The following is a 20,815-nucleotide window of genomic DNA, read 5'->3' as shown; positions in this document are numbered from 1 at the left end:
GCGATGCGCGTCCTGCTCGCACAGCTCGCGCCCGCACCCGGCGACCTCGACGCCAACGCCGCGGCGGTCGCCGCGGCGATCGCCGCCCACCCCGACGCGGAGCTGGCGGTCTTCCCGGAGCTGTTCCTGACCGGGTACGACCCCGCTCGCGCCGGGGAGCTGGCGCTCGGCGTCGACGAGTCGCCGCTGCAGGCCGTCCGCGCCGTCGCCCGCCGCCACGGCACGGCGCTGCTGCTCGGCTTCGTCGAGCGGCTCTCCGACGGCCGGATCGCCAACGCGGTCGCGTGCATGGACACCGACGGCACGCTCGTCGCGACGTACCGCAAGACGCATCTCTTCGGCGGCGAGGAGCGCGAGGTCTTCGCCGCCGGCGAGGAGCTGCTCGTCGTCGAGCTGGCGGGCCGTCGGCTCGGCGTGCTGAACTGCTACGACGTCGAGTTCCCGGAGCCGGCGCGGGCGCTCGCGCGCGCCGGCTCGGAGCTGCTCGTCACCGTCGCGGCGAACATGGAGCCCTACGGCCCCGACCACGCCCTCGCCGCGCAGGCGCGGGCGCTCGACAATCGCCTGCCGCACGTCTACGTCAACCGCGTCGGCGAGGAGGCCGGCCTGACGTTCGTCGGCGGCAGCTTCGTGGCCGGGCCGGACGGGCAGCCGCTCGCCGCGCTCGACGCCGGCTCGCAGACCCAGGTCGCCGACGTGCCGCTCGGCGCGGCCGCCGGCGACGACGTCGACTACCTCGCGCATCTGCGCGACGACCTCGTCGTCAAGGCCGTATCGTCACCCAGCGTCCAAGGAGGAAACCGATGAGCAGCAGCACCGCATCGCCTGGGTTGTTCACCCGCAGAGCGACGGGCCTCGTTCGCGAAGGACGGACGCGCGACGCGCTGTTCTACAACCTGCTGTGGTCGAGCGTCGGCTTGACCTTCGCGTTCTTCTGGCTGTTCGCCGGCTTCTACCCGGGCGCGAGCGCGCTGCTCGCGTTCCTGATCGCGGCCGCGCTCGGCCTCCCGGGCGCCTTCCTCTACGCGATGCTGACGCAGCTGATGCCGCGCACCGGCGGCGACTACGTCTTCAACAGCCGCTCGCTGCACCCGTCGATCGGCTTCGCCGGCAACTTCTCCTACTCGGTCTGGCTGGCGATCGTGATCGGCGTCTACTCGACCTACATCGCCGCATACGGCTTCGGCGCCTTCGGCCGCATGATGGCCGGCTTCGGCGCCGGCGACGGCTGGCTCAGCTTCGGCGACTGGTTCGGGACCAGAGCGGGCCTCTTCATCACCGGCACCGCCGTGCTGTGCCTGTCGGCGGCGATCTTCGCCTTCGGCGGCGTGCGGCTCTTCTTCAAGATCCAGATCGTCGCGTTCAGCCTCTACCTGCTCGGCGCGATCGTCGTGCCGGTGCTCGTCGGCCTCTTCACGAGCAACGCGACGTTCGTCTCGAACTTCAACGAGTACGCCGCCCACTTCGGCGTCCAGGACGCCGCCGGCAAGCTCGCCGCCTCGGCGACCGAGCTCGGCTTCGCGCCGGCCGAATTCAGCTTCGAGATGACGTTGAGAGCGGTCTCGGTCTTCTGGTTCATCTTCGGCTTCATCTTCTCGTCCAATTACTTCGCCGGCGAGATCCGGCTCGCGAAGCGGACGCACATGTACTCGATGCCGGGCGCCGTCGGCCTCGCCGTGCTGGTGCTGCTGTGCATGGTCCCGACGTTCACCCACGTCGTCGGCTACGACTACGCCGCGATGTTCAGCCTCGCCGACCCGACCGCGTACGGCTTCGGGCTCGGGCCGGCCTATCCGGAGCTGATCGGCATCGCCGCCGGCAGCCCGGTGATCGGCGCGATCGCGATCATCGGCTTCACGATCGCGCTGCTGACGTGGCTGCCGCAGACGCTGATGCTCGTCAGCCGCAACATGTTCGCCTGGTCGTTCGACAACGTCATGCCGGCGAAGCTGTCGCAGGTCGACGCGCGCACCCGCTCGCCGCTGATCGCGATCGGCGTGATGCTCGTGCTGTCGATCGGCTCGACCGCGATCTACTCGTTCACCGACTGGTTCAGCTCGATCGCGGCGCTGCTGGGGCTGACCTTCCCGCTGCTGGTGACGGCGATCGCCGGCACGCTGCTGCCGTTCCGCCACCCGGACCTCGTCGCCTCCTCGCCCTACAGCGGCAAGGTGCTCGGGATCCCGGTGCTGACGGCGGTCGGCTCGCTCGCGATCCTTGGCTTCGGCGGCGCGATCGCGATCCTGCTGTGGGACCCGGCCTCGGGCGTGTCGCTGAGCGAGAACGGCGGCAAGATCTTCCTCGTCGCCGGCATCTACCTCGCCGGCATCGCGATCTGGTGGATCTCGCGCGCGATCCGCAAGCGCCAGGGCATCGACGTCGACCTCGCCTACCGCGAGCTGCCGGCGGCGTAGCGTCATGGGTCTCTTCAAGCGCGACAAGAAGGGTGGCGGCTCCGGCGCCGTCACCCGCATGTACTACGCCTCCGACATCCACGGCTCCGAGGTGCTGTGGCGGAAGTTCCTCAACGCCGCCGGCGCCTACAAGGCCGACGTGCTCGTGATGGGCGGCGACGTGACCGGCAAGGTCGTCGTCCCGCTCGTCGAGAGAGCGGACGGCTTCCACGTCGACCTGTTCGGCCAGAGATCGGTCGTCGCCGGCGACCAGCTGGAGGAGATGGAGCACAAGATCCGCAACAACGGCATGTACCCGCACCGCATGTCGGGCGAGGACGTCGAGCGGGTCGCGGCGCTGAGCGAGGACGAGCGCGAGGAGTGGTTCGCCGACGTGATGCGGGTCACGTTCGACCGCTGGCTCGCGCTCGCCGACGAGCGCCTCGCGGAGCAGATGCGCTGCTTCGTGATGCCGGGCAACGACGACCCCGAGGGCGTCGACCGCTCGATCGCGGAGGCGGCGAAGGTCGAGGAGTGCGACGGGAAGATCGTCCGCTTCGGCGACTACTCGATGATCTCCCTCGGCTATGCGAACAGAACGCCGTTCGACTCGCCGCGCGAGCTGACCGAGGAGCAGATCTTCGAGCGCGTCAGCGCGCTCGCCGACGAGGCCGGCGACATGTCGAGGATGATCTTCAACCTCCACGTGCCGCCGTACGACTCGACGCTCGACACCGCGCCCGCGCTCGACGAGAACCTCGCGGTCGTGATGTCGGGCTCGGCGCCGAAGATGATCGGCGTCGGCTCGACGGCCGTCAGAGAGCTGATCGAGAAGTACCAGCCGATGCTGTCGCTGCACGGCCACGTCCACGAGTCGCCGGGCGCCGTCCACATCGGCCGCACGCTCTCGATCAACCCCGGCTCCGATTACCACACCGGTCGCATCGCCGGCGTGTTGATCCAGCTGAAGGGCGACACCGCCCGCCACCAGTTCGTAACCGGATGATGAGATGAGTGCCATGACCGACACCGCCTCGTTCCTGAACCGCCTGCCGGCCGAAGGCCAGGGCATCGTCAGCGACGCGGAGGAGCGCGGCCTGCGGGTCCGCCTGCTCGGCGGGATCGCGATCCGCCTGCTGCTCGGAGACCGCTTCGACATGGCCTTCGACCGCTCCTACCGCGACGTCGACGTGATCTGCGGCCGCAAGGACGGCCGCGGGCTCGAGGAGCTGCTCGCGGCGCGCGGCTGGGAGCCGGCGGCCGAGTTCAACGCGCTCAACGGCTCGCGCCGGCTGCTGTTCCACGACCCGGCCAGCGAGGCGCAGGTCGACGTCTTCGTCGGCGAGTTCTCGATGTGCCACGCGCTGCCGCTGGCCGACAGCCTCGACCGCCCGGGCCCGTCGCTGCCGGCGACCGACCTGGTGATGACGAAGCTGCAGATCGTCGAGCTGAACGCGAAGGACCGCAGCGACCTCTACGCGCTGCTGGCCGGCTGCGAGGTCGGCGACGGCGACCCGGCGGCGATCGAGCCGGCGCGGATGGCGTCGCTGACCGGACGCGACTGGGGCCTGCACCACACCTTCGAGCTCAACCTCGCGAAGCTGCGCGAGGGCGTCGCCGCCGGCGAGGGGCCGGCGGCGGCGACCGTCGCGATCGACGCGCTGGCGGAGGCGATGGAGGCCGAGCCGAAGTCCCGCAGCTGGAAGATGCGCGCCCGCATCGGCGAGCGCAAGCGCTGGTACGAGCTGCCGGAGGAGGTCGACCGCGAGGGCTGACGCCTTCGCGGCCGGCCCCGCCGCCGGCCGGCCGGGTCCGCCCGGCTCGCTCGGCCGCGGCGTGCGACCCTCGCGCCGGCCCCGCCGGGGCCCAATCCGCACATGGCGCGCGCGGGCGCGTTAGGCTCGCGCCATGCACCGCTTCGTCGCGCTGATCGCCGTCGTCGCGGCGCTCGCCGCGCTGCCCGCGGCGGCGCTCGCGCAGGACAACCCCTTCCTCCCCGACTCGGGCCAGCAGACGCCGCGGCAGAACACGCCGCCGCCGCCCGCGCCGGTCGAGGAGGACCGCGGCGACGACGGCGACCTCGGCCCCGGCGTCGCGATCGGCGTCGGCGTGATCGTCGTCGCGCTGATCGCCGGCATCTGGATCGCGATCTCGCGCGACGCCCGCGGCGCTGCGCCCGACCGCAGAAGGCAGCACACCGCCCGCACCGAGCCCGACGCCGACCTGCGCGCCACCCCCGGCTCCAGAGGCCGCCACGCCACCCGCGCCCGCAGAGGCCGCAAGCCGAGCAAGCAGGAGCAGAAGCGGCGCAAGCGCGGGCGGGCGCGGTAGCGCTCCGTTTCGCGGACGCTGGGGCGGCGCTCCTGCCGCGGCCGTCGTCTGGCGCTCTCGTCGCTGCCGGTTCGGGGCGCCTCCCGGCGGGAGGCGCCCCGTTGGCCCGGGCCGGCGGAAGCCGGCGACCGCCGATGGGATCGCACAGCGGCAAGGACACGGCCTTGATGAACGCGCGCGAGGCGCGAGCCGGCTCGATGGCGATTCGTGGTTGCGTCGGACCGACAGACCGGGCATGCTTCGGCTGCGAGATGCCGGAATAGTGACAACTACAAGAACACGTTACCGACGGGGTACCCTCGAGCTTCCGGCGCTAACCCACCAACCAGGGGAGTTTGCATGTCGCTCGCAACCTTGCGCGATCACCTGTCCCGCGGCGGTGCCGCGACGCTCAACCATCCGGCGACGTATGCCGTCGCCGAGGGGGCAGTGATCGCGCCGGCGCGGTACGCGGGTCGCTCGGGCTCGGAGTTCGTCTTCGAGACGCGCTACGTCGACGGCGGCTTCGCGCGGACGGTGCTGATCGACTCGAAGGGATCGCAAAGCAACCGCGCCGAGGAGGGCCTTCTGACGGCGCGGCGCGAGGTCGCGGCGGCGGAGCGCATTCCGGTGATCGAGGTCCGCTATCCGAGCCGGACGCTCACCGATCTCGAGCTGCCACATCGCGCCGTCGACGCCCACATTCGCGCGAGCACGCGCGACGGCGTCGACACCGTCAAGACCGAGTGGTACCGCGCACTGCGCGACGCGACGGCGGTCGACCTCTCGCCGCTGTTCCTCGCTTCGCCGGCCACCCTCGCCTTCGGCGGCTGGGACAGCAGCCGCAGACGGGGCCAGCTGCGGCTGCGCAGCCTGTTCGTCTCGGAGCTGTTCGGCGTCGTCTCGGAGCAGGAGGACGGCCGCGTGTCGCGTCGCTCCGGTGGCCGGCTTGACCCGCTCGGGCAGGATTTCCACCTCACCCCCGACGAGTTCCAGCGGCTGCTCGACGTTCAGCGCGACGAAATGGGGGAGAGAACCGTCAGAACGCTCGAGAGAAGAGTCGCCGCCGCGCGCAGAAACGGCAGAGCGGAGACGATCTCGGCCTCGCCTCTCAACCTCGGCGGCGTCCCGCCGAGCACGGAGACGCCGTTCGGCGTCTCGGTTCCCGCCGTCCGGCGGGCACGCACCTACTCGCTCGCCGGACTGCGGCGACTGCGCTTCGGCGGAACCGCCGAGGATGACGCGAAGGCGCGGACGGCGCTGCTGGCGATGCTGCTGCTCGGTGCCGCCTACGCCGACGCCGACCCGGAGATCCGCGCCTACTGCGATCTCTCGGCGCCCCGTGGGCGCGTCCTGCTCGACGACAGAGAGGCCGAGCTGGACCTCTCGATCGACGCCTGCGCGGCGTTTCTGGAGGAGGCGATCGCAGATCTTCCCGAGCGACTCGCTTGGACCGGCCAGACGATTTCGCTCGATGGCGAGCCGTCGCTCGATCGGGCGGCGACGGCCACGGCGGACGATGCGGACGCGTGAGCACCATGGATGCGGATGCGGGCGGCACGCTGCGGATCTCCGTCAGCTTCCCGCTCGGCTCGTACTGCGGCGCTGACAACGGCGCCGCTGAGGACCTGCCCGCGCCGTCACGGCTCCATGAGGCGTTCGTCGCCGCCGCCGGCGGCGGGTCGTGGGCGGTGCCGGACGGTCCGGTGCTGGTCATCTGCGACAGGCATCGGGCTGCGCTCGAATGGCTCGAGCGCGAGCAGCCGATCGGCGTGGTCGTCCCGAAGACGCTGCTGACGCGGTCGCCGTTGCGGCGGTACCGCTGGCGGGCCTCGCTGGTCAAGCCGAACGAGACCGATTTCGAGCCGCGCGCGGCGCTCGACGGTCCGGTCGACTACGTGTGGCCGAGCGCGCCGCGGGAGGTCGTCGCGGCTCTGGAGGAGATCGCCGCCGAGGTGACCCACGTCGGTCGCGCCGACAGCGTCGCGATCGTGCGCGTGCAGGTCGACTCAGGCGAGCCGCCGCGCCAGATGCTGCGACGGGCGCAGCGGCGCGGGCCGGGTCGCGTCATGCGGGTCGCCTCGCGCGGCCGCACGCAATGCCTCCTCGACGCGCATCGCGAGGCGAGCCGCGGCGGCGAGCACCGCAGAGGCGACTACGGCAACCAGGCCGGAGACGTGCTGGTGACCGGCGCCAACGAGACGGCAACGGAGCTGTGCCGCTTCGCGCCGGCGAAGCCGGAGTTGGCCTGGCCGTACGACGAGGTTTGGGCGCTGCCGATCGAGGGCGATCGGGGGATGGCCAGGGCCGTGGTCGCACCGCGGTCCAGCGTCGCGACGGCGGTCGGCGTCCACCGTGCGATCGTCGCCGCGATCGCCTCCGACGTGCCGCCGTTCATCACCGGCCGCGACGGCGAGCGGCCGCTGCGAGGTGCCGGGCACCTCGCGATCCAGCCCCTGCTGGACGAGCGCTCGGGCCGACCCGCGGTGTTGCTCGGGATTCCGGCCGGCGTGCCGGAAGCCGATCGTGAGCTGCTCCGCGGCGTGCTCAGTCGCGGCCTGCGTACCGGCCAGGCTGGCCGACGTGGCGAGCGGCGGCACTGGTTCACGCTCGGCAAGCCGCAGGCGCGCCCGCCGGTCCCCTTCTGGGACGGCGACACGGCGATCATGCGCACGGCGGTCCCGCTCGCGTTGGAGACCACGGGAGGGCCGCGAGGCGGAGGTTGGACGCTCGAGGACGCGGTCGTCTGCTCGATCGGCTACGCGATGCGCGGCGTGCTCGAGGACGCAGGCGTGGCGTGGGGCACAGGATGGAGCTTCCGGGCCGAGCTGGTCGAGCGACTGCGCGGCGACTTCAAGGTCGGGGTCGTCGCTCGCCGCGTGCAGGGAGACGCGAGCCGTTTCGTCCATCGTGTCCGCGATGGCGAGCTCGTCGTCGCCGCGCACGCGGCGGTCGCGCTCGGGCTGCTGGCCCCGCAGGCTGGCGGCTTCCTCGCGATCGGCCGCTCGCGCCACCTCGGAGGCGGCTTGCTCGTGCCGCTTGGGAGCGGGAGATGAACGAGATGCTCGAACGCTTCCGCCGCTTCTTCGCGGTGACCAACGGCGGGGCGCGGCCGTATCCCTGGCAGGAGGCGCTGCTGGCCTCAATCGCCGCGAGCGGCCGTTGGCCCGCGGCGATCGCAGCGCCGACGGGGTCGGGCAAGTCGTCGGTCGTCGACATCCATGTCTTCCTCGTCGCGGAGCGCGAGCGGGCGCGTGCTGCCGGTCGGGACACCATCGCACGGCCGCCGCGTCGGCTCGTGCTCGTCGCTCCGCGCCGCGTCTTGGTCGAGGACCAGTTCCTGCGTGCGCAGCAGCTCGCCGAGGCGATCGCGAGAGCCGAAGGCGCGAGCGACCCGATCGTCGGCGAGGTCGCCGATGCGCTGCGCCGGCTGACGACCTCCGAAGTCGACGAGGCAGAGCAGCCCTCGCCGCTTGGGGTCACGCGCCTGCGCGGGGGCGTTCGCCTCGACACGCGGTGGCGGCTCGACCCGGCGCAGTGCCAGGTGATCTGCGCGACGCCGCAGATGTGGGGTTCGCGGCTGCTGGGGCGCGGCTTTCGCGGCTCGCGGCTGTCGCGCAACCTCGAGATGGGACTGCTCGGCCATGACGTCGCCGTCGTGGTCGACGAGGCGCATCTTCACGGGCGGCTGGTGGAGACGGCGTCGAAGGTGGCGTCGCTGTCGGCGCCGCCGATCGGACTGCAGGTCGTCGCGATGAGCGCGACGCCGAACGGCGTCGCGGCGGCCCATGGGCTGACCGAGGCAGACAGCGCCGATCCGGAGCTCAACCGGCGCGTGCGGGCGCGCAAACGCGTCGAGCTCGTCGAGGTCGACGACTGGAGACGCGACGCGGTCCCGGCGATCGTCGAGCACGCGGAAGCCCACCGCGGGCTCGGAACCGTCGGGGTGTTCGTCAACACGGTCGAGATGGCGCTGCACGTGGCGGCGAAGCTCGACGGCGAGGTCGAGCTGGTCTGCGGTCGCATGCGACCGGCCGACGTCGCGGCGATGCGCGACCGTCGGCCCGGGCTGCTCGAGCCGCGTGGCAACGCGGATGTCGACTTCCTCGTCTCGACCCAGTCGCTGGAGGTCGGGGTCGACCTCGATCTGCCGGCGATCGTGACCGCGATCGCTCCGGCCGCCGCGCTGGCTCAGCGGGCGGGACGGCTCAACCGCGGCGGCAGACGTGACGACGCGGTGCTGACCGTCGTCGCGCCGCGCACGCTCGCCACAGCGAAGCCTGAGACGCTGGACAGAACGTTCGCGCCGTACACCGGGGCGGACATCGTCGCCGCGGCGACGTGGCTGGCGCAGCTCGAGGGCGATGCCTCACCGGCCCGCATCTCTGCGACGCCGCTGCCTCGGACTGGCGACGCGCTGGCGGTCCCGGCGCTCACAGGCGTCGAGCTGGAGACGGCGGCGATGTCGAGCGTCGTGCTCGCGGCCGACATCGAGCCGGCCTTCTACGTCGAGGAGCCGACTGAGCAGGCTGACCGCTCTATTTCGATCGCCGGACGCGAACATCTCGACCTTGCTCCCGAGGTCGTCCGGCAGGCGCTGCTGGCTGCGCCGCCGCGCGCGCATGAGCTCGCAGCGTTGAGCCTCGACGCCAGACGGCTCATCGACGCGGTCGTCACCGCGGGGGACGGCAGCTGCTGGGTCATGCGCAGCGAGCAGGGGAGGCGCAGCGCGGAGCGGCTGGCCGCGCCCGACGACCTTGCTCCGGGCGACACGTTGATCGTGCCGGCCGCGAGTCGAATCTGCACCGCAGGTGTGATCGGAGTGCCGAGAGGCCGTCCGACGCCGATCGGCGACGTGATGCGCAGACGCCCCGACGGGCTGACGCCCGATGCCGTCGTGAAGCTGTCGCGAGCGGAGGTCGAAGCTGCCGTCGGCGATCTGCCGCTCGGCGGCCGCAAGGCGCGCGGCGCGCTGGCGTCGCTCGTCGCAGCCGCCGGTGCGCACGACGTGGCGGACGCGCTGGCCCGCCTTCGACTGCGCGACCTGGCCGTGACGTGGTGCGCGGTCGAGGAGGACGAGCACGGATTGCTGGTCGCCGTCGCGACCGACCACGACGGACGTCTGCCTGCGATCGGCGTCGGCCGTGACGCTGTGACCCTCGACGCCCATGGCATCGAGGTCGAAGCGCGCCTGGTGCGGATCGTCGGTGCGCTGGACCTCCCGTCGGGAGCGCTCGGCGTCGCGCTGGAGCAGCTGGCGCAGGCAGCGCGCTGGCACGACGAGGGCAAGCGCCATCCGCGCTTCCAACGGCGTATGGGGGCGCCGCCGGACGGTCCGCCGCTTGCGAAGCCGGCTCCGGGGCACGTCGCCGATCGCGGTGACGGGTGGCGCCACGAGCAGCTCAGCGCCGCGGTCGCGTGGGCGAACTCGGATCGGGATCCGGTCCAGGCGGTGATCGTCGCCGGCCACCACGGCCACGGCCTCCCGCTCTTCGACCGCGACCCGGAGGCCGTGCTCGACGGGTGGGGCGACTGCGAGCGCGCGGTGCGCGACGCGCTCGATGAACTGTTCGGCCCGTTCGGCGTCTACGAGCGCGAGCGCCTGCGCCTGCAGCGCTCGCTCGGCGTCCATCGGCTCGCCTACCTCGAAGCATTGCTGCGCTGCGCCGACATGCAGGTCTCACGGGAGGGACGGTGATGGAGCAGGTCGTCTTCACCCACGGCGGCGAGGTGCTGATCGCGCACCTGGCCGCCTACGGGCTCGCCGTCGTGCTCGAGTCCGCGATGATCGACGCGCATGTCGGTCACGATCCCGATTCGCTGCGGTTCGAGCCGTTCGTGCACTTCGACGCGACACAGGCCGACGCCGCGCGAGCGGTTCGGGATGCGGCGGGCGCGCTTGAGCGCCTGATCGAGAGCGACGTCGAGAGGGTGAGCGAGAAGAACGCGCGCCGCTCGGTGATCTGGGGCCGGTCGAGCTTCGACCACGGATCCGAGCGCGGGGCGTTGGTGCTCGCGAAGCGAAGCGCGCTGGTCGCCGAGGCCGACGCCGGACGCCAGCGGTTGGCATCCGGGCTGCTCGCGGCGCTCGGCGCGCCGGCGCTGTGGGGGCCGAAGACGGTGAAGTCGGGAAGCGGCGCCACCGCGCTCGATGGCGTCCTCGGGAACCACACCTCCGACTTCGTGCGCGGCGTCCTGCGTCCGTGCCGGGCCGACGCCGCCGACGTGGACGAAGCGCGCTTCCTCGCCGAAGTCGGGAAGGTGACGAGCGAGCAGCGTGATCGCACGAACTGGGCGCCGAGCGGGACGCGGGTCGGCTTGATCGACCAGTGGCTCGCCGCGTTGGGGCTGTCGATGCTCCCGGTCGCGCACCGGCAGGTGAGACGCTCGGCCACGCCGGCCTGCTGGAGCGGCGGGCGACCTGTCCGCCACCGGACCACGCTGCCGCTGCTGGACCAGCCGGTCTCGCCGGCGCGCCTGCGCGCGCTGTTGTCGCTGGGGTCGCTGGCCTCCGTCTGCCGCTCGGAAGACGGCCAGCCCGACGTTGACCACGCGGGCGCGTTGCGCGCGTTCGGGGTCACCGAGGTCGTGACCTTCGACCGGCGCTACAACCCCGGCTCCAGCAGCAGCGTCGCGTTCACGTATGTACGCGGGCGTCGCCGCGCGCTCGGGGCCTCGGCGGTCGGATGAGGCGATGGCGGAGCCCGAGGAGAGCATCGCGATCGGTGTCGTCGCCCACCACGTCTTCTGCCCGCGACGTGCGTGGCTGGAGGTGCACGGCGAGAGAACGGACACAGCGCAGGTCGCCGTGGGCGTTCGCGACCATCGGGCCGTCGACGATCAGGCGACGTCCCGCGGAGCGCGGATGCGCACGATCGACGTCAGCTCGCAGGCGCTCGGCATCCATGGCCGGTGCGACTCCGTCGAGGTTGCGAGAGACGGCAGGCTGACGGTCGTCGAGCACAAGGCGGCGCCGCTGCGGCGCCGGTCGGTGGCGACCGAGGCGAACCGCGTCCAGCTGGCGCTGCAGGCGCTCTGTCTGAGAGAGGCAGGGCGAGCTGTTGCGGGAGCCGCGGTCTGGTTCAGCACGACGCGCAAGCGGGTGCCGGTCGAGCTCACGGAGGATCTGCTGGCGGGCGCAGCCGCGGCCGTCGGCGCCACCCGAGCCGTGGTGTCAAGCGTCACGCCGCCTCCGCCGTTGGAGGATGACGACCGGTGTCGGCTGTGCAGCCACGTCTCCGTCTGCCTCCCCGACGAGCACCGACAACGTCTGCCGGCGCGGAGGATCAGCGTCGCCGATCCGCTCGGGACGGTCCTCCACCTGACCACACCGGGTTCTCGCGCCCGTGTGCGGCGCGGGCGGATCGAGGTCAGCGCGCGGGGGGAAGAGCCGGCGTCGGTACCTATCGGGCAGGTAGCCGGCGTCGTCGTCCACGGCAACGCCGACGTCTCGTCAGCCCTCTTGCGAGAGATGCTGGCACGAGGGTTTCCGATCGTCTGGTGCAGCTGGTCGGGTCGCGTGGTGGGCTGGGCGACGCCGGCAAGCGGGCCGAACGGCGATCTGCGCGCGGCACAGCATCGCCTCGACCCGGAGGTGAGGCTCGCGGTTGCCCAGTCGATCGTCGCCGCGAAGATCAAGAACCAACGCCACATGCTCCGGCGGCACAGACTCGCCGGCCGAGAGGAGCTCCTGAGAGCGGCGGAGCTTGCATCGTCGGCTCGCTCGATCGGCGAGGTCGTCGGCATCGAGGGAGGTGCCGCCGCGCGCTATTTCAGCTCGATCAGAGGGGCGTTGAGAGCGGAGTGGGCGACGTTCGGCGGGCGCAACGCGCGGCCGGCCATTGATGCCGTCAACGCTGCCTTGAACGTCGCCTACGGCTTGTTGCTTGCCGACGTGATCCGCGCGATCGCGGCGTGCGGGCTCGACTCCCACGGCGGTGTGATGCACACTCCCGGGCGCAACAAGCCTGCGCTGGCGCTGGATCTGATGGAGGAGTTCCGACCGCTCGTCGCGGACTCGACGGTGTTGTGGGCGATCAACAATGGCGAGCTGCGCGCCGGCGACGCTCGCGACGACTTCGGTGTGGTGCGCCTGAACGAGCGGGGCCGCAAGGCGCTGATCGCGACGTACGAGCGGCGGGTGACTGGCGAGTTCCAACATCCGCGGTTCGGCTACAGAGTGTCGTGGCGGCGGGCGATGGAGATCCAGGCACGCATGTTCCTCGCGGTCGTCGCCGGCAGCTCGCCGACATACGAGCCGATCGTCGCGCGGTGATCGGCTGTGAGCGCCGTCTGGAGGTGGACACACAATGAGCGAGCCGGTGCGGCGCATGCTCGTCGCCTATGACATCACGGATGACCGCCGCCGCGATCGCGTCGCGGTCGCGCTGCAGGAGCATGGCCAACGCATCCAGTTCAGCGTGTTCCTCGTCGACGGCCGCCCGGCGTCCTTCATCCGACTGAGAGCGGAGCTTGCGGGACTGATCGACCCGTCCGTCGATACGGTCATGTTCTGCGATCTCGGCCCTCGCGAGACCGTGAACAAGCGAGTCATCAGCCACATCGGCGCGGCGAAGCCCGTCGCCGGCGAATCGGGCAGCTTCATCCTCTGAGCACGGCTCGCCGCGCAGTCTCCGGTGAGACGGAATCCCCCCGCAGACTGCGATGCTCCACAACGCCCGTGGAATCGGGCAAACGCTGGAACTCGTTCCTTGACAATCGACCTCAACCGCATCGATCCACACGGAGCCTGCGCAGGTCGCCGGAAAGCACCTGCAAATAGCGGCCATTCTCCGGCCGCTCTCTCGTCGCCTTCGAGGCGGCGAGTTCATCGAGGCGTGATCGGCGGGCGGTACCCGCTCGCACGGAAGCTCTCGTCGCCTTCGAGGCGGCGAGTTCATCGAGGCGCGACACTGTCTGAGAACTGGCCTCCGGTCGCGTTGCTCTCGTCGCCTTCGAGGCGGCGAGTTCATCGAGGCGGGGCGCGCTCACGGACGAGGCAGCCGCCGATCGCCTCTCGTCGCCTTCGAGGCGGCGAGTTCATCGAGGCCTGGTGATCGCGGGAGGGATCGTTCTCGCGGTTGCCTCTCTCGTCGCCTTCGAGGCGGCGAGTTCATCGAGGCACCGGCTTGCCGAGCGCCTCGGCGAGGTCGGCCTGGACTCTCGTCGCCTTCGAGGCGGCGAGTTCATCGAGGCACCCCAGACAGCGTCTCCCGCGATCGTGTGATTGGCCTCTCGTCGCCTTCGAGGCGGCGAGTTCATCGAGGCGTCAGGTACTCGCCGTCGAAGTCGACGGGCAGGACTCTCGTCGCCTTCGAGGCGGCGAGTTCATCGAGGCCCGGCGTCGAACAGCGGGACCTCGTAGTAGACGCCCTCCTCTCGTCGCCTTCGAGGCGGCGAGTTCATCGAGGCTACGACGAGCAGGACGCGATGGCTCGCGCGCGTGCGCCTCTCGTCGCCTTCGAGGCGGCGAGTTCATCGAGGCCTCATGCAGCCACGGCGGGCCAAATGGCGTGTACTCTCGTCGCCTTCGAGGCGGCGAGTTCATCGAGGCGAGAACGCCTGGTGGCCGAACGAGGCGCCTGTGCCTCTCGTCGCCTTCGAGGCGGCGAGTTCATCGAGGCGCGCCCAGAGCGCGGAGGCGCCCGCCCCGGATCGCGCGCTCTCGTCGCCTTCGAGGCGGCGAGTTCATCGAGGCCCAATAAATGACCTCTTCCTGGCGCCCGGCTCCAACCTCTCGTCGCCTTCGAGGCGGCGAGTTCATCGAGGCCGTGGATTCGCCCCCACCGAGAAGGACCTCAAGACCTCTCGTCGCCTTCGAGGCGGCGAGTTCATCGAGGCAGGTCCGCGCGGCGGAGGTTCGCGCCGCCGAGGTCCGCCTCTCGTCGCCTTCGAGGCGGCGAGTTCATCGAGGCATGCGGTCCAGCGCGTCGTCACGCTCGACGACCTCTCTCGTCGCCTTCGAGGCGGCGAGTTCATCGAGGCGCTTCTCGCTTGCGGGCGCTGCTTCGATGGCAGCTCTCTCGTCGCCTTCGAGGCGGCGAGTTCATCGAGGCGGCTCCATCGCGACCGTGCGGTAGTCGTGCCGGTGCCTCTCGTCGCCTTCGAGGCGGCGAGTTCATCGAGGCGAGACTTCCGGACCGACATGCGACCAGGGGTGATGTCTCTCGTCGCCTTCGAGGCGGCGAGTTCATCGAGGCGGGAGCCGTACTCGTGGGCTTTGCCTTTGGCTACTCCTCTCGTCGCCTTCGAGGCGGCGAGTTCATCGAGGCGTACGGCCGCTGTACCGCTGGCCGGTCACGGTCGCGGAGCTCTCGTCGCCTTCGAGGCGGCGAGTTCATCGAGGCACCCGCCGCGAAGACGGGATCCTGGAGCCGCAACCCTCTCGTCGCCTTCGAGGCGGCGAGTTCATCGAGGCGCTAGCAAGCGCGGGACGCATCCAGGGCAATGGCCTCTCGTCGCCTTCGAGGCGGCGAGTTCATCGAGGCGGTAGCCCGGCCGGAGCAGACATGGCTGAACCGGTCTCTCGTCGCCTTCGAGGCGGCGAGTTCATCGAGGCCGGTTGGCGCGGCAGATCGTGGCGCTGATGCCGCCCTCTCGTCGCCTTCGAGGCGGCGAGTTCATCGAGGCCGCTGGAGGCGCCACAGCGTTCTGCCGTCGTTCGCCAGCAGCAGCTCTCGTCGCCTTCGAGGCGGCGAGTTCATCGAGGCCCGTGACGGGTCCCGTGTACTCTGTTGTACAAGCGAATCTCTCGTCGCCTTCGAGGCGGCGAGTTCATCGAGGCCGGACAGATGCTGCTCATCCGCTACGGGATAGTCTGCAACTCTCGTCGCCTTCGAGGCGGCGAGTTCATCGAGGCAGCCTTATGGGCGTTGCCCGCAGGGTCAGGAACGGCTCTCGTCGCCTTCGAGGCGGCGAGTTCATCGAGGCAAGGGCCGTCGCTTCGACGGCGAGCGCGCGCTGATCTCTCGTCGCCTTCGAGGCGGCGAGTTCATCGAGGCAGGACGATCTCGGTCGCCTGCTCGGTCTCGGGCATCCTCTCGTCGCCTTCGAGGCGGCGAGTTCATCGAGGCCAGTAGCGGCGCGAGTGGCCGGTGCCCTTCGGGGCGCTCTCGTCGCCTTCGAGGCGGCGAGTTCATCGAGGCCTGAGGTCTCTCGGTGCCTGCGGATGGAACCGGAAGACTCTCGTCGCCTTCGAGGCGGCGAGTTCATCGAGGCATCCAGCGCCAGTCGGTCGCGCCGCGCGAGAAGCGCTCTTGTCGCCTTCGAGGCGGCGAGTTCATCGAGGCTGCAGCTCCGCCGTCGGCTCGGTCGAGAGGTGGCGCTCTCGTCGCCTTCGAGGCGGCGAGTTCATCGAGGCCGCCGCTCATTCGAGGGCCGCTATCGCGTCAGACTCTCGTCGCCTTCGAGGCGGCGAGTTCATCGAGGCTGGTACGGGCCGGTGAACTGCTGGTAGATGCGGATCTCTCGTCGCCTTCGAGGCGGCGAGTTCATCGAGGCGTGGTCGTGAACGACAACGCGCTGCGGACTCTGCCTCTCGTCGCCTTCGAGGCGGCGAGTTCATCGAGGCGGCGCCGTCCCTACCGAGCTGAGAGGCCGGGTCGACTCTCGTCGCCTTCGAGGCGGCGAGTTCATCGAGGCGACCTCACGCCGCCCGGCGTCCACCGCGAGCAGCGTCTCTCGTCGCCTTCGAGGCGGCGAGTTCGTCGAGGCACGCGAAACCCCCGCCGTTCGGGCAGGGGCTATGGCTCTCGTCGCCTTCGAGGCGGCGAGTTCATCGAGGCCCGGCGTCGAACAGCGGCACCTCGTAGTAGACGCCCTCTCGTCGCCTTCGAGGCGGCGAGTTCGAGGCGTCGATATCGACGAGACCGGGTCGGACGACCAGCTCTCGTCGCCGTCGAGGCGGCGAGTTCATCGAGGCTACACGGTCCCGAACCCCGTTGACATGCTCGGCACTCTCGTCGCCTTCGAGGCGGCGAGTTCATCGAGGCACGCGAAACCCCCGCCGTTCGGGCAGGGGCTATGGGCGGCTCTCGTCGCCTTCGAGGCGGCGAGTTCATGGAGGCGACGCCGCGAAGGGCGGGGCGCGATGAGCCCGGTCCCTCTCGTCGCCTTCGAGGCGGCGAGTTCATCGAGGCTTCGGCAGCCCGCACGCCGGGCAGGCGGGGCCATCCTCTCGCCGCCTCTGAGGCGGCAAGTTCATCGAGGGAGCGCGCGGCAGAGCCGCCGGTCCGCGAAGGCCGTCCCCGCGCAGCAGCGTCCTGCGGAGCGCGCGCGGCCGGGACCCGCCGCCATCCCACGACGCTGCTGCTGAGAGGGACGGCTGAGCGGGTCGGCTCGAACTGCCGCCAGCTTCCGACAGACCAAGCGCGTCCAAAACCGTCCACCCCACTGCTAAAGCGGTTTTGCGTGGTGCCGATCACCGGGGAGTCCGATGAGCTGGCGCGTCTGCGCGCTCGGAGTCCTGGAGGTCACGTCTCGATGTCCGCCCCGCCCAAGCTGCGACTTCGCTCGGTCCGCGCGAAGCTGCTGCTGACGATCCTGCCCGTCGTCGCGCTCGCGATCGGCGGCCTCACGTTGCTCGCCGTCGACCGCTCGACCAGCGCGCAGGAGGACGCCGTCTACCGCGAGGCGTCGCAGCTGGCGGCGCGCGAGGCGAACAGATTCCAGGCGCAGGCGAGCGACGCGGTCGCCGTCGCCCGCGGGCTCGCGAGCGTGACGGAGAGAAAGGGCTCGATCACGCGCGAGGAGATGATCGAGCTGGCGCGCCACTACCTGGAGAGAAACCCGCAGCTGTCGGGCACCTACCTTGGCTTCGAGCCCAACGCCTTCGACGGCCGCGACGCCGAGTTCGCCGGCGATCCCGACCACGGCCCCGACGGCCGCATGGCGATCTGGTGGGGCTACGACGAGGACGGCAGATACGTCCGGATGGCGCCGCTCGACGAGAGCGAGCAGTACTGGCAGATGCCCAAGCGCACGCTGAGAGAGGGCGTCACCGAGCCGTACCTGTACGAGGGGACGCTGATCACCTCGTTCACCGCGCCGATCCTCCGCGACGGCAGATTCATCGGCGTCTCGCAGACCGACAACGAGCTGACCCAGCTCGACGAGAACGTCAGAAGAGTGTCGTTCCTCGACAGCGGCTACGCCTTCGTCGTCTCCAACACCGGCCTCTTCGTCTCCTTCCCGGACAGAAGGCTGATCGGCACGGAGACGCTGCAGCAGTACGCCAGAAGAGTGGGCGATCCGGTCCTCGCGCAGGTCGCGGCGGCGGTCAGAGCCGGCAGACGGGCGCAGTTCGAGACCAAGGACCCGCGCACCGGCAAGGACGTCGTGATGTTCACGGCGCCGGTGAGAACCGGCGGCTGGGGCTTCGTCACCGTCGCGCCGGTCGACGAGATCCTCGCCGAGGCCAACTCGCTGCGCACGACGCTGCTGCTGCTCGGCCTGCTCGCGCTGATAGTCGTCGGCGCCGTCGTCTGGTGGATCTCCGTGCGGCTGACGAAGCCGATCGGCGAGGTCGCCGACGCCGCCGACCGCATCAGCCGCGGCGACCTCGAGATCGAGCTGACGACGAGATCGAACGACGAGCTGGGCCGGATGGCCGCCGCCTTCCGCCGCATGGTCGACTACCTGCGCGACCTCGCCGCGACCGCCGACGCGATGGCGCGCGGCGACCTCTCCCGCCGTGTCGAGCCGAAGTCGGAGGAGGACGTGCTCGGCCACGCCTTCGACCGCATGTCCGGCGAGCTGCGCGAGGCGCTCGGCGAGCAGTCGTCGCTGGAGGCGCTGACCGAGCGGATGGACCAGCTCGAGCACCGCGACCTCGCCGAGCTCGACGACGGCCTGCGCGCGATGCGCGACGGCGACCTGACCCGCTCGGCGCGGATCACGACCAAGCCGCTGGAGGCGCCGAGCGGCCGTCCGATCGGCCGCCTGGCGCAGATCTTCAACGGCATGCTCGGCCGCGCCGGCTCCTCGGTCGAGAGCTACGACTCGATGCGCCAGCAGCTCGGCGGCATGCTCGACGACATCTCGCGCACGTCGACCAGCGTCTCGCAGGCCTCCCAGCAGATGGCGTCGACCTCCGAGGAGGCCGGCCGCGCCGTCGGCGAGATCGCCGGCGCGATCGCCGAGGTCGCCCAGGGCGCCGAGAGACAGGTCTCGACGGTCGGCTCGACGCGCGAGGCGAACGCCGGGGTCGGCAGCGCGGTCTCCGCCTCGACCGAGTCGGCCCGCGCGACCGCCGACGCCGTCTCCCAGGCGCGCGACCTCGCCGAGCAGGGCGCCGCCGCCGTCACCGAGGCGAGCGAGGCGATGCAGGCGGTGCGCGCCTCCTCCGAGGACGCGACCGCCGCGATCCGCGACCTCGGCGCCAAGTCGGAGCGGATCGGCGGGATCGTCGAGACGATCACCGGGATCTCCGAGCAGACCAACCTGCTGGCGCTCAACGCGGCGATCGAGGCCGCCCGCGCCGGCGAGCAGGGCCGCGGCTTCGCGGTCGTCGCCGAGGAGGTGCGCAAGCTCGCCGAGGAGTCGCAGGAGGCCGCCGGCTCGATCGCCGGCCTGATCGAGGAGATCAGACGCGGCACCGCCAGAGCGGTCGCCGCCGTCGAGGCCGGCGCCTCGCGCACCAGCGCCGGCGTCGAGACGGTCGACCAGGCGCGCGGCACCTTCCGCTCGATCCGCGAGGCGGTGGAGGCCGTCCACGTCCAGGTCGGCGAGATCACCGCCGCGATCGCCGCGATCGAGCAGGGCGGCAACCAGGTCCGCGACGACCTCGGAGCCGTCGCCGCGATCGCCGAGCAGACCTCCGCCGCGACCCAGCAGGTCTCCGCCTCCACCCAGGAGACGAGCGCCGCCACCCAGCAGATCGCCGCCTCCGCCCAGGAGCTGGCCCAGGCCGCCGAGGAGCTCGAGCGCCTCGCCGGCCGCTTCACGCTGGCCTAGCTCACCCTCCCGCTCGCGCAAGAGGGCAGGTTTGTGGGTCTCACAGACCCACAAACCTGCCCTCATCTATGACGTGGCACGACAGATCGGGTGGAGTGCCACAGGGATCGTGCTCGTCGCCGAGGTACGATCGCGACCGTGTCAGATGAGCGCGACCTCGAATTGCGCAGAGCGGCGTTCGAACATGTGCGCGCGCTCTCCCGGCGGTTCGACGACATCGTCCCGGTCACGGCCCTGCAGGCGGGATTCGAGTTCCAGGGCGAGCGGGTGTCGTTCGGGTCGTTCTACAGCGGCATCTTCCGTCCGAGACAGATGCGCGGCCCGGCGGCGCTGTGCCTGGTCACGGCGCCGCCGAAGCAGTCCGGGCGCGCGCCGTACGAGGACGGGTACGACGAGCGCACGGGAGGCTTCGTCTACCACTACCGCACCGCGAAGTCAGAGACCGCCGGAGCGCGCCTTCAAGCTGAAACCGACAACCGGAAGCTGCGAGCGGCGTTCGAGCTCGCCGTCCCGCTGATCTACTTCCACGGCGTCGCTCCGGGCCAGTACGCGCCGGTATGCCCGGTCTTCATCACCGAGGACGACGATGACCGGCGCGTCGTGACGCTGCAGGCCGCGCTGCCGCTCGCTGACGTCGGCGAGCAAGGGATTCAGTCCACATCTGACACTCGTCGTTACGCGACCCAGGAGGTACGGGTCCGGCTTCATCAGCACCGATTCCGGTTCGAGGTGCTGCGCGCCTACAGCGGAAGCTGCGCCGTCTGCCGTCTGCGAGAAGCCTCGCTGGTGCAGGCCGCGCACATCATCGAGGACCGCATGCCGACCGGCGCCGCCGTCGTCGTCAACGGAATCGCCCTCTGCGCGATCCATCACCTCGCGTACGACCGCAACGTCATGGGGATCGATCCGACGGGTGTCATCCACATCGCCTCCCGTCTCCTCAACGAGATCGACGGCCCGATGCTCCGCCATGGTCTCCAGGAGTTCCACGGCGAGGCGATCAGCATGCCGAGGCGCAGCGTCGATCGGCCCGACCCCGATCGGCTCGAGCAGCGCTACGCGCAGTACAAGCTGTCGGCTTAGCCTCCCGGCCGTCGGCGGCTCGCCGATCGCAAGAGGGCAGGTTTGTGGGTCTCACAGACCCACAAACCTGCCCTCAT

At 70.9% G+C, this 20,815-nt stretch carries 13 protein-coding genes and 1 CRISPR repeat array; all 13 genes read left to right on the top strand.

The features are described 5' to 3' along the window. Window positions 1-3 precede the first annotated feature (3 nt). The 13 genes from BDZ31_RS14410 to BDZ31_RS14350 all read left to right on the top strand — a co-directional run bounded on the left by BDZ31_RS14410 (window position 4) and on the right by BDZ31_RS14350 (window position 20,738). Window positions 4-807 (top strand): nitrilase-related carbon-nitrogen hydrolase, encoded by an 804-nt coding sequence (locus BDZ31_RS14410; RefSeq protein WP_183343024.1) that lies wholly within the window; start codon window positions 4-6, stop codon window positions 805-807. Then, window positions 804-2,414, top strand: coding sequence for an APC family permease (locus BDZ31_RS14405; RefSeq protein WP_183343023.1), 1,611 nt, complete (start codon window positions 804-806; stop codon window positions 2,412-2,414). Before BDZ31_RS14410 ends, BDZ31_RS14405 begins: the two co-directional genes overlap by 4 nt. A 4-nt stretch (window positions 2,415-2,418) precedes the next feature. Continuing rightward, complete coding sequence (locus BDZ31_RS14400) at window positions 2,419-3,399, top strand: metallophosphoesterase family protein (protein ID WP_221243060.1); 981 nt, start codon at window positions 2,419-2,421, stop codon at window positions 3,397-3,399. Between the two features lie 13 nt (window positions 3,400-3,412). Beyond that, window positions 3,413-4,168, top strand: coding sequence for a nucleotidyltransferase family protein (locus tag BDZ31_RS14395; protein ID WP_183343022.1), 756 nt, complete (start codon window positions 3,413-3,415; stop codon window positions 4,166-4,168). Window positions 4,169-4,301: 133 nt separating this feature from the next. Beyond that, window positions 4,302-4,724, top strand: a complete 423-nt coding sequence (locus BDZ31_RS14390) for a hypothetical protein (protein WP_183343021.1) — start codon at window positions 4,302-4,304, stop codon at window positions 4,722-4,724. A 339-nt stretch (window positions 4,725-5,063) separates the two neighbouring features. Beyond that, complete coding sequence (gene cas7g / locus BDZ31_RS14385) at window positions 5,064-6,236, top strand: type I-G CRISPR-associated RAMP protein Csb1/Cas7g (protein WP_183343020.1); 1,173 nt, start codon at window positions 5,064-5,066, stop codon at window positions 6,234-6,236. Between the two features lie 5 nt (window positions 6,237-6,241). Then, window positions 6,242-7,759 carry a type I-G CRISPR-associated protein Csb2 gene (gene csb2 / locus BDZ31_RS14380; RefSeq protein ID WP_246345237.1) on the top strand — a complete coding sequence of 506 codons (1,518 nt, stop codon included), beginning with the start codon at window positions 6,242-6,244 and terminating at the stop codon, window positions 7,757-7,759. Beyond that, entirely contained in the window at window positions 7,756-10,401 is a 2,646-nt protein-coding gene (cas3g, locus tag BDZ31_RS14375; RefSeq protein ID WP_183343018.1) for a type I-G CRISPR-associated helicase/endonuclease Cas3g, read from the top strand. The genes csb2 and cas3g overlap by 4 nt, the downstream gene beginning before the upstream one ends. Next, window positions 10,401-11,393, top strand: coding sequence for a hypothetical protein (locus BDZ31_RS14370; protein WP_183343017.1), 993 nt, complete (start codon window positions 10,401-10,403; stop codon window positions 11,391-11,393). The genes cas3g and BDZ31_RS14370 overlap by 1 nt, the downstream gene beginning before the upstream one ends. Before the next feature lie 4 nt (window positions 11,394-11,397). Continuing rightward, on the top strand, window positions 11,398-12,978 hold the full coding sequence (gene cas1 / locus BDZ31_RS14365; RefSeq protein ID WP_183343016.1) for a CRISPR-associated endonuclease Cas1: 1,581 nt from the start codon (window positions 11,398-11,400) through the stop codon (window positions 12,976-12,978). Between the two features lie 34 nt (window positions 12,979-13,012). Next, window positions 13,013-13,315 carry a CRISPR-associated endonuclease Cas2 gene (gene cas2, locus BDZ31_RS14360; RefSeq protein WP_183343015.1) on the top strand — a complete coding sequence of 101 codons (303 nt, stop codon included), beginning with the start codon at window positions 13,013-13,015 and terminating at the stop codon, window positions 13,313-13,315. 189 nt (window positions 13,316-13,504) lie between these two features. Beyond that, window positions 13,505-16,911: a CRISPR direct-repeat array (repeat unit 36 nt; unit sequence CTCTCGTCGCCTTCGAGGCGGCGAGTTCATCGAGGC). 272 nt (window positions 16,912-17,183) lie between these two features. Next, a complete protein-coding gene (locus BDZ31_RS14355; protein ID WP_183343014.1) occupies window positions 17,184-19,655 on the top strand; it encodes a methyl-accepting chemotaxis protein in 2,472 nt (823 codons plus the stop codon). 138 nt (window positions 19,656-19,793) lie between these two features. After that, window positions 19,794-20,738, top strand: a complete 945-nt coding sequence (locus tag BDZ31_RS14350; protein WP_183343013.1) for an HNH endonuclease — start codon at window positions 19,794-19,796, stop codon at window positions 20,736-20,738. The last annotated feature ends 77 nt before the right edge of the window (window positions 20,739-20,815 follow it).

The sequence above is a fragment of the Conexibacter arvalis genome, assembly GCF_014199525.1.
In the GTDB taxonomy this organism is placed as follows: domain Bacteria; phylum Actinomycetota; class Thermoleophilia; order Solirubrobacterales; family Solirubrobacteraceae; genus Conexibacter; species Conexibacter arvalis.
The sequence above is the reverse complement of the archived record's forward strand: the minus strand, read 5'-3'. Positions and strand labels throughout refer to the sequence as shown.

What these genes read in the sequence shown, in the direction of transcription:
- BDZ31_RS14410 (WP_183343024.1), top strand. Translation starts at nt 4, where the DNA reads ATGCGCGTCCTGCTCGCACAGCTCGCGCCCGCACCCGGCGACCTCGAC.
- BDZ31_RS14405 (WP_183343023.1), top strand. Translation starts at nt 804, where the DNA reads ATGAGCAGCAGCACCGCATCGCCTGGGTTGTTCACCCGCAGAGCGACG.
- BDZ31_RS14400 (WP_221243060.1), top strand. Translation starts at nt 2,419, where the DNA reads ATGGGTCTCTTCAAGCGCGACAAGAAGGGTGGCGGCTCCGGCGCCGTC.
- BDZ31_RS14395 (WP_183343022.1), top strand. Translation starts at nt 3,413, where the DNA reads ATGACCGACACCGCCTCGTTCCTGAACCGCCTGCCGGCCGAAGGCCAG.
- BDZ31_RS14390 (WP_183343021.1), top strand. Translation starts at nt 4,302, where the DNA reads ATGCACCGCTTCGTCGCGCTGATCGCCGTCGTCGCGGCGCTCGCCGCG.
- cas7g (WP_183343020.1), top strand. Translation starts at nt 5,064, where the DNA reads ATGTCGCTCGCAACCTTGCGCGATCACCTGTCCCGCGGCGGTGCCGCG.
- csb2 (WP_246345237.1), top strand. Translation starts at nt 6,242, where the DNA reads ATGGATGCGGATGCGGGCGGCACGCTGCGGATCTCCGTCAGCTTCCCG.
- cas3g (WP_183343018.1), top strand. Translation starts at nt 7,756, where the DNA reads ATGAACGAGATGCTCGAACGCTTCCGCCGCTTCTTCGCGGTGACCAAC.
- BDZ31_RS14370 (WP_183343017.1), top strand. Translation starts at nt 10,401, where the DNA reads ATGGAGCAGGTCGTCTTCACCCACGGCGGCGAGGTGCTGATCGCGCAC.
- cas1 (WP_183343016.1), top strand. Translation starts at nt 11,398, where the DNA reads ATGGCGGAGCCCGAGGAGAGCATCGCGATCGGTGTCGTCGCCCACCAC.
- cas2 (WP_183343015.1), top strand. Translation starts at nt 13,013, where the DNA reads ATGAGCGAGCCGGTGCGGCGCATGCTCGTCGCCTATGACATCACGGAT.
- BDZ31_RS14355 (WP_183343014.1), top strand. Translation starts at nt 17,184, where the DNA reads ATGTCCGCCCCGCCCAAGCTGCGACTTCGCTCGGTCCGCGCGAAGCTG.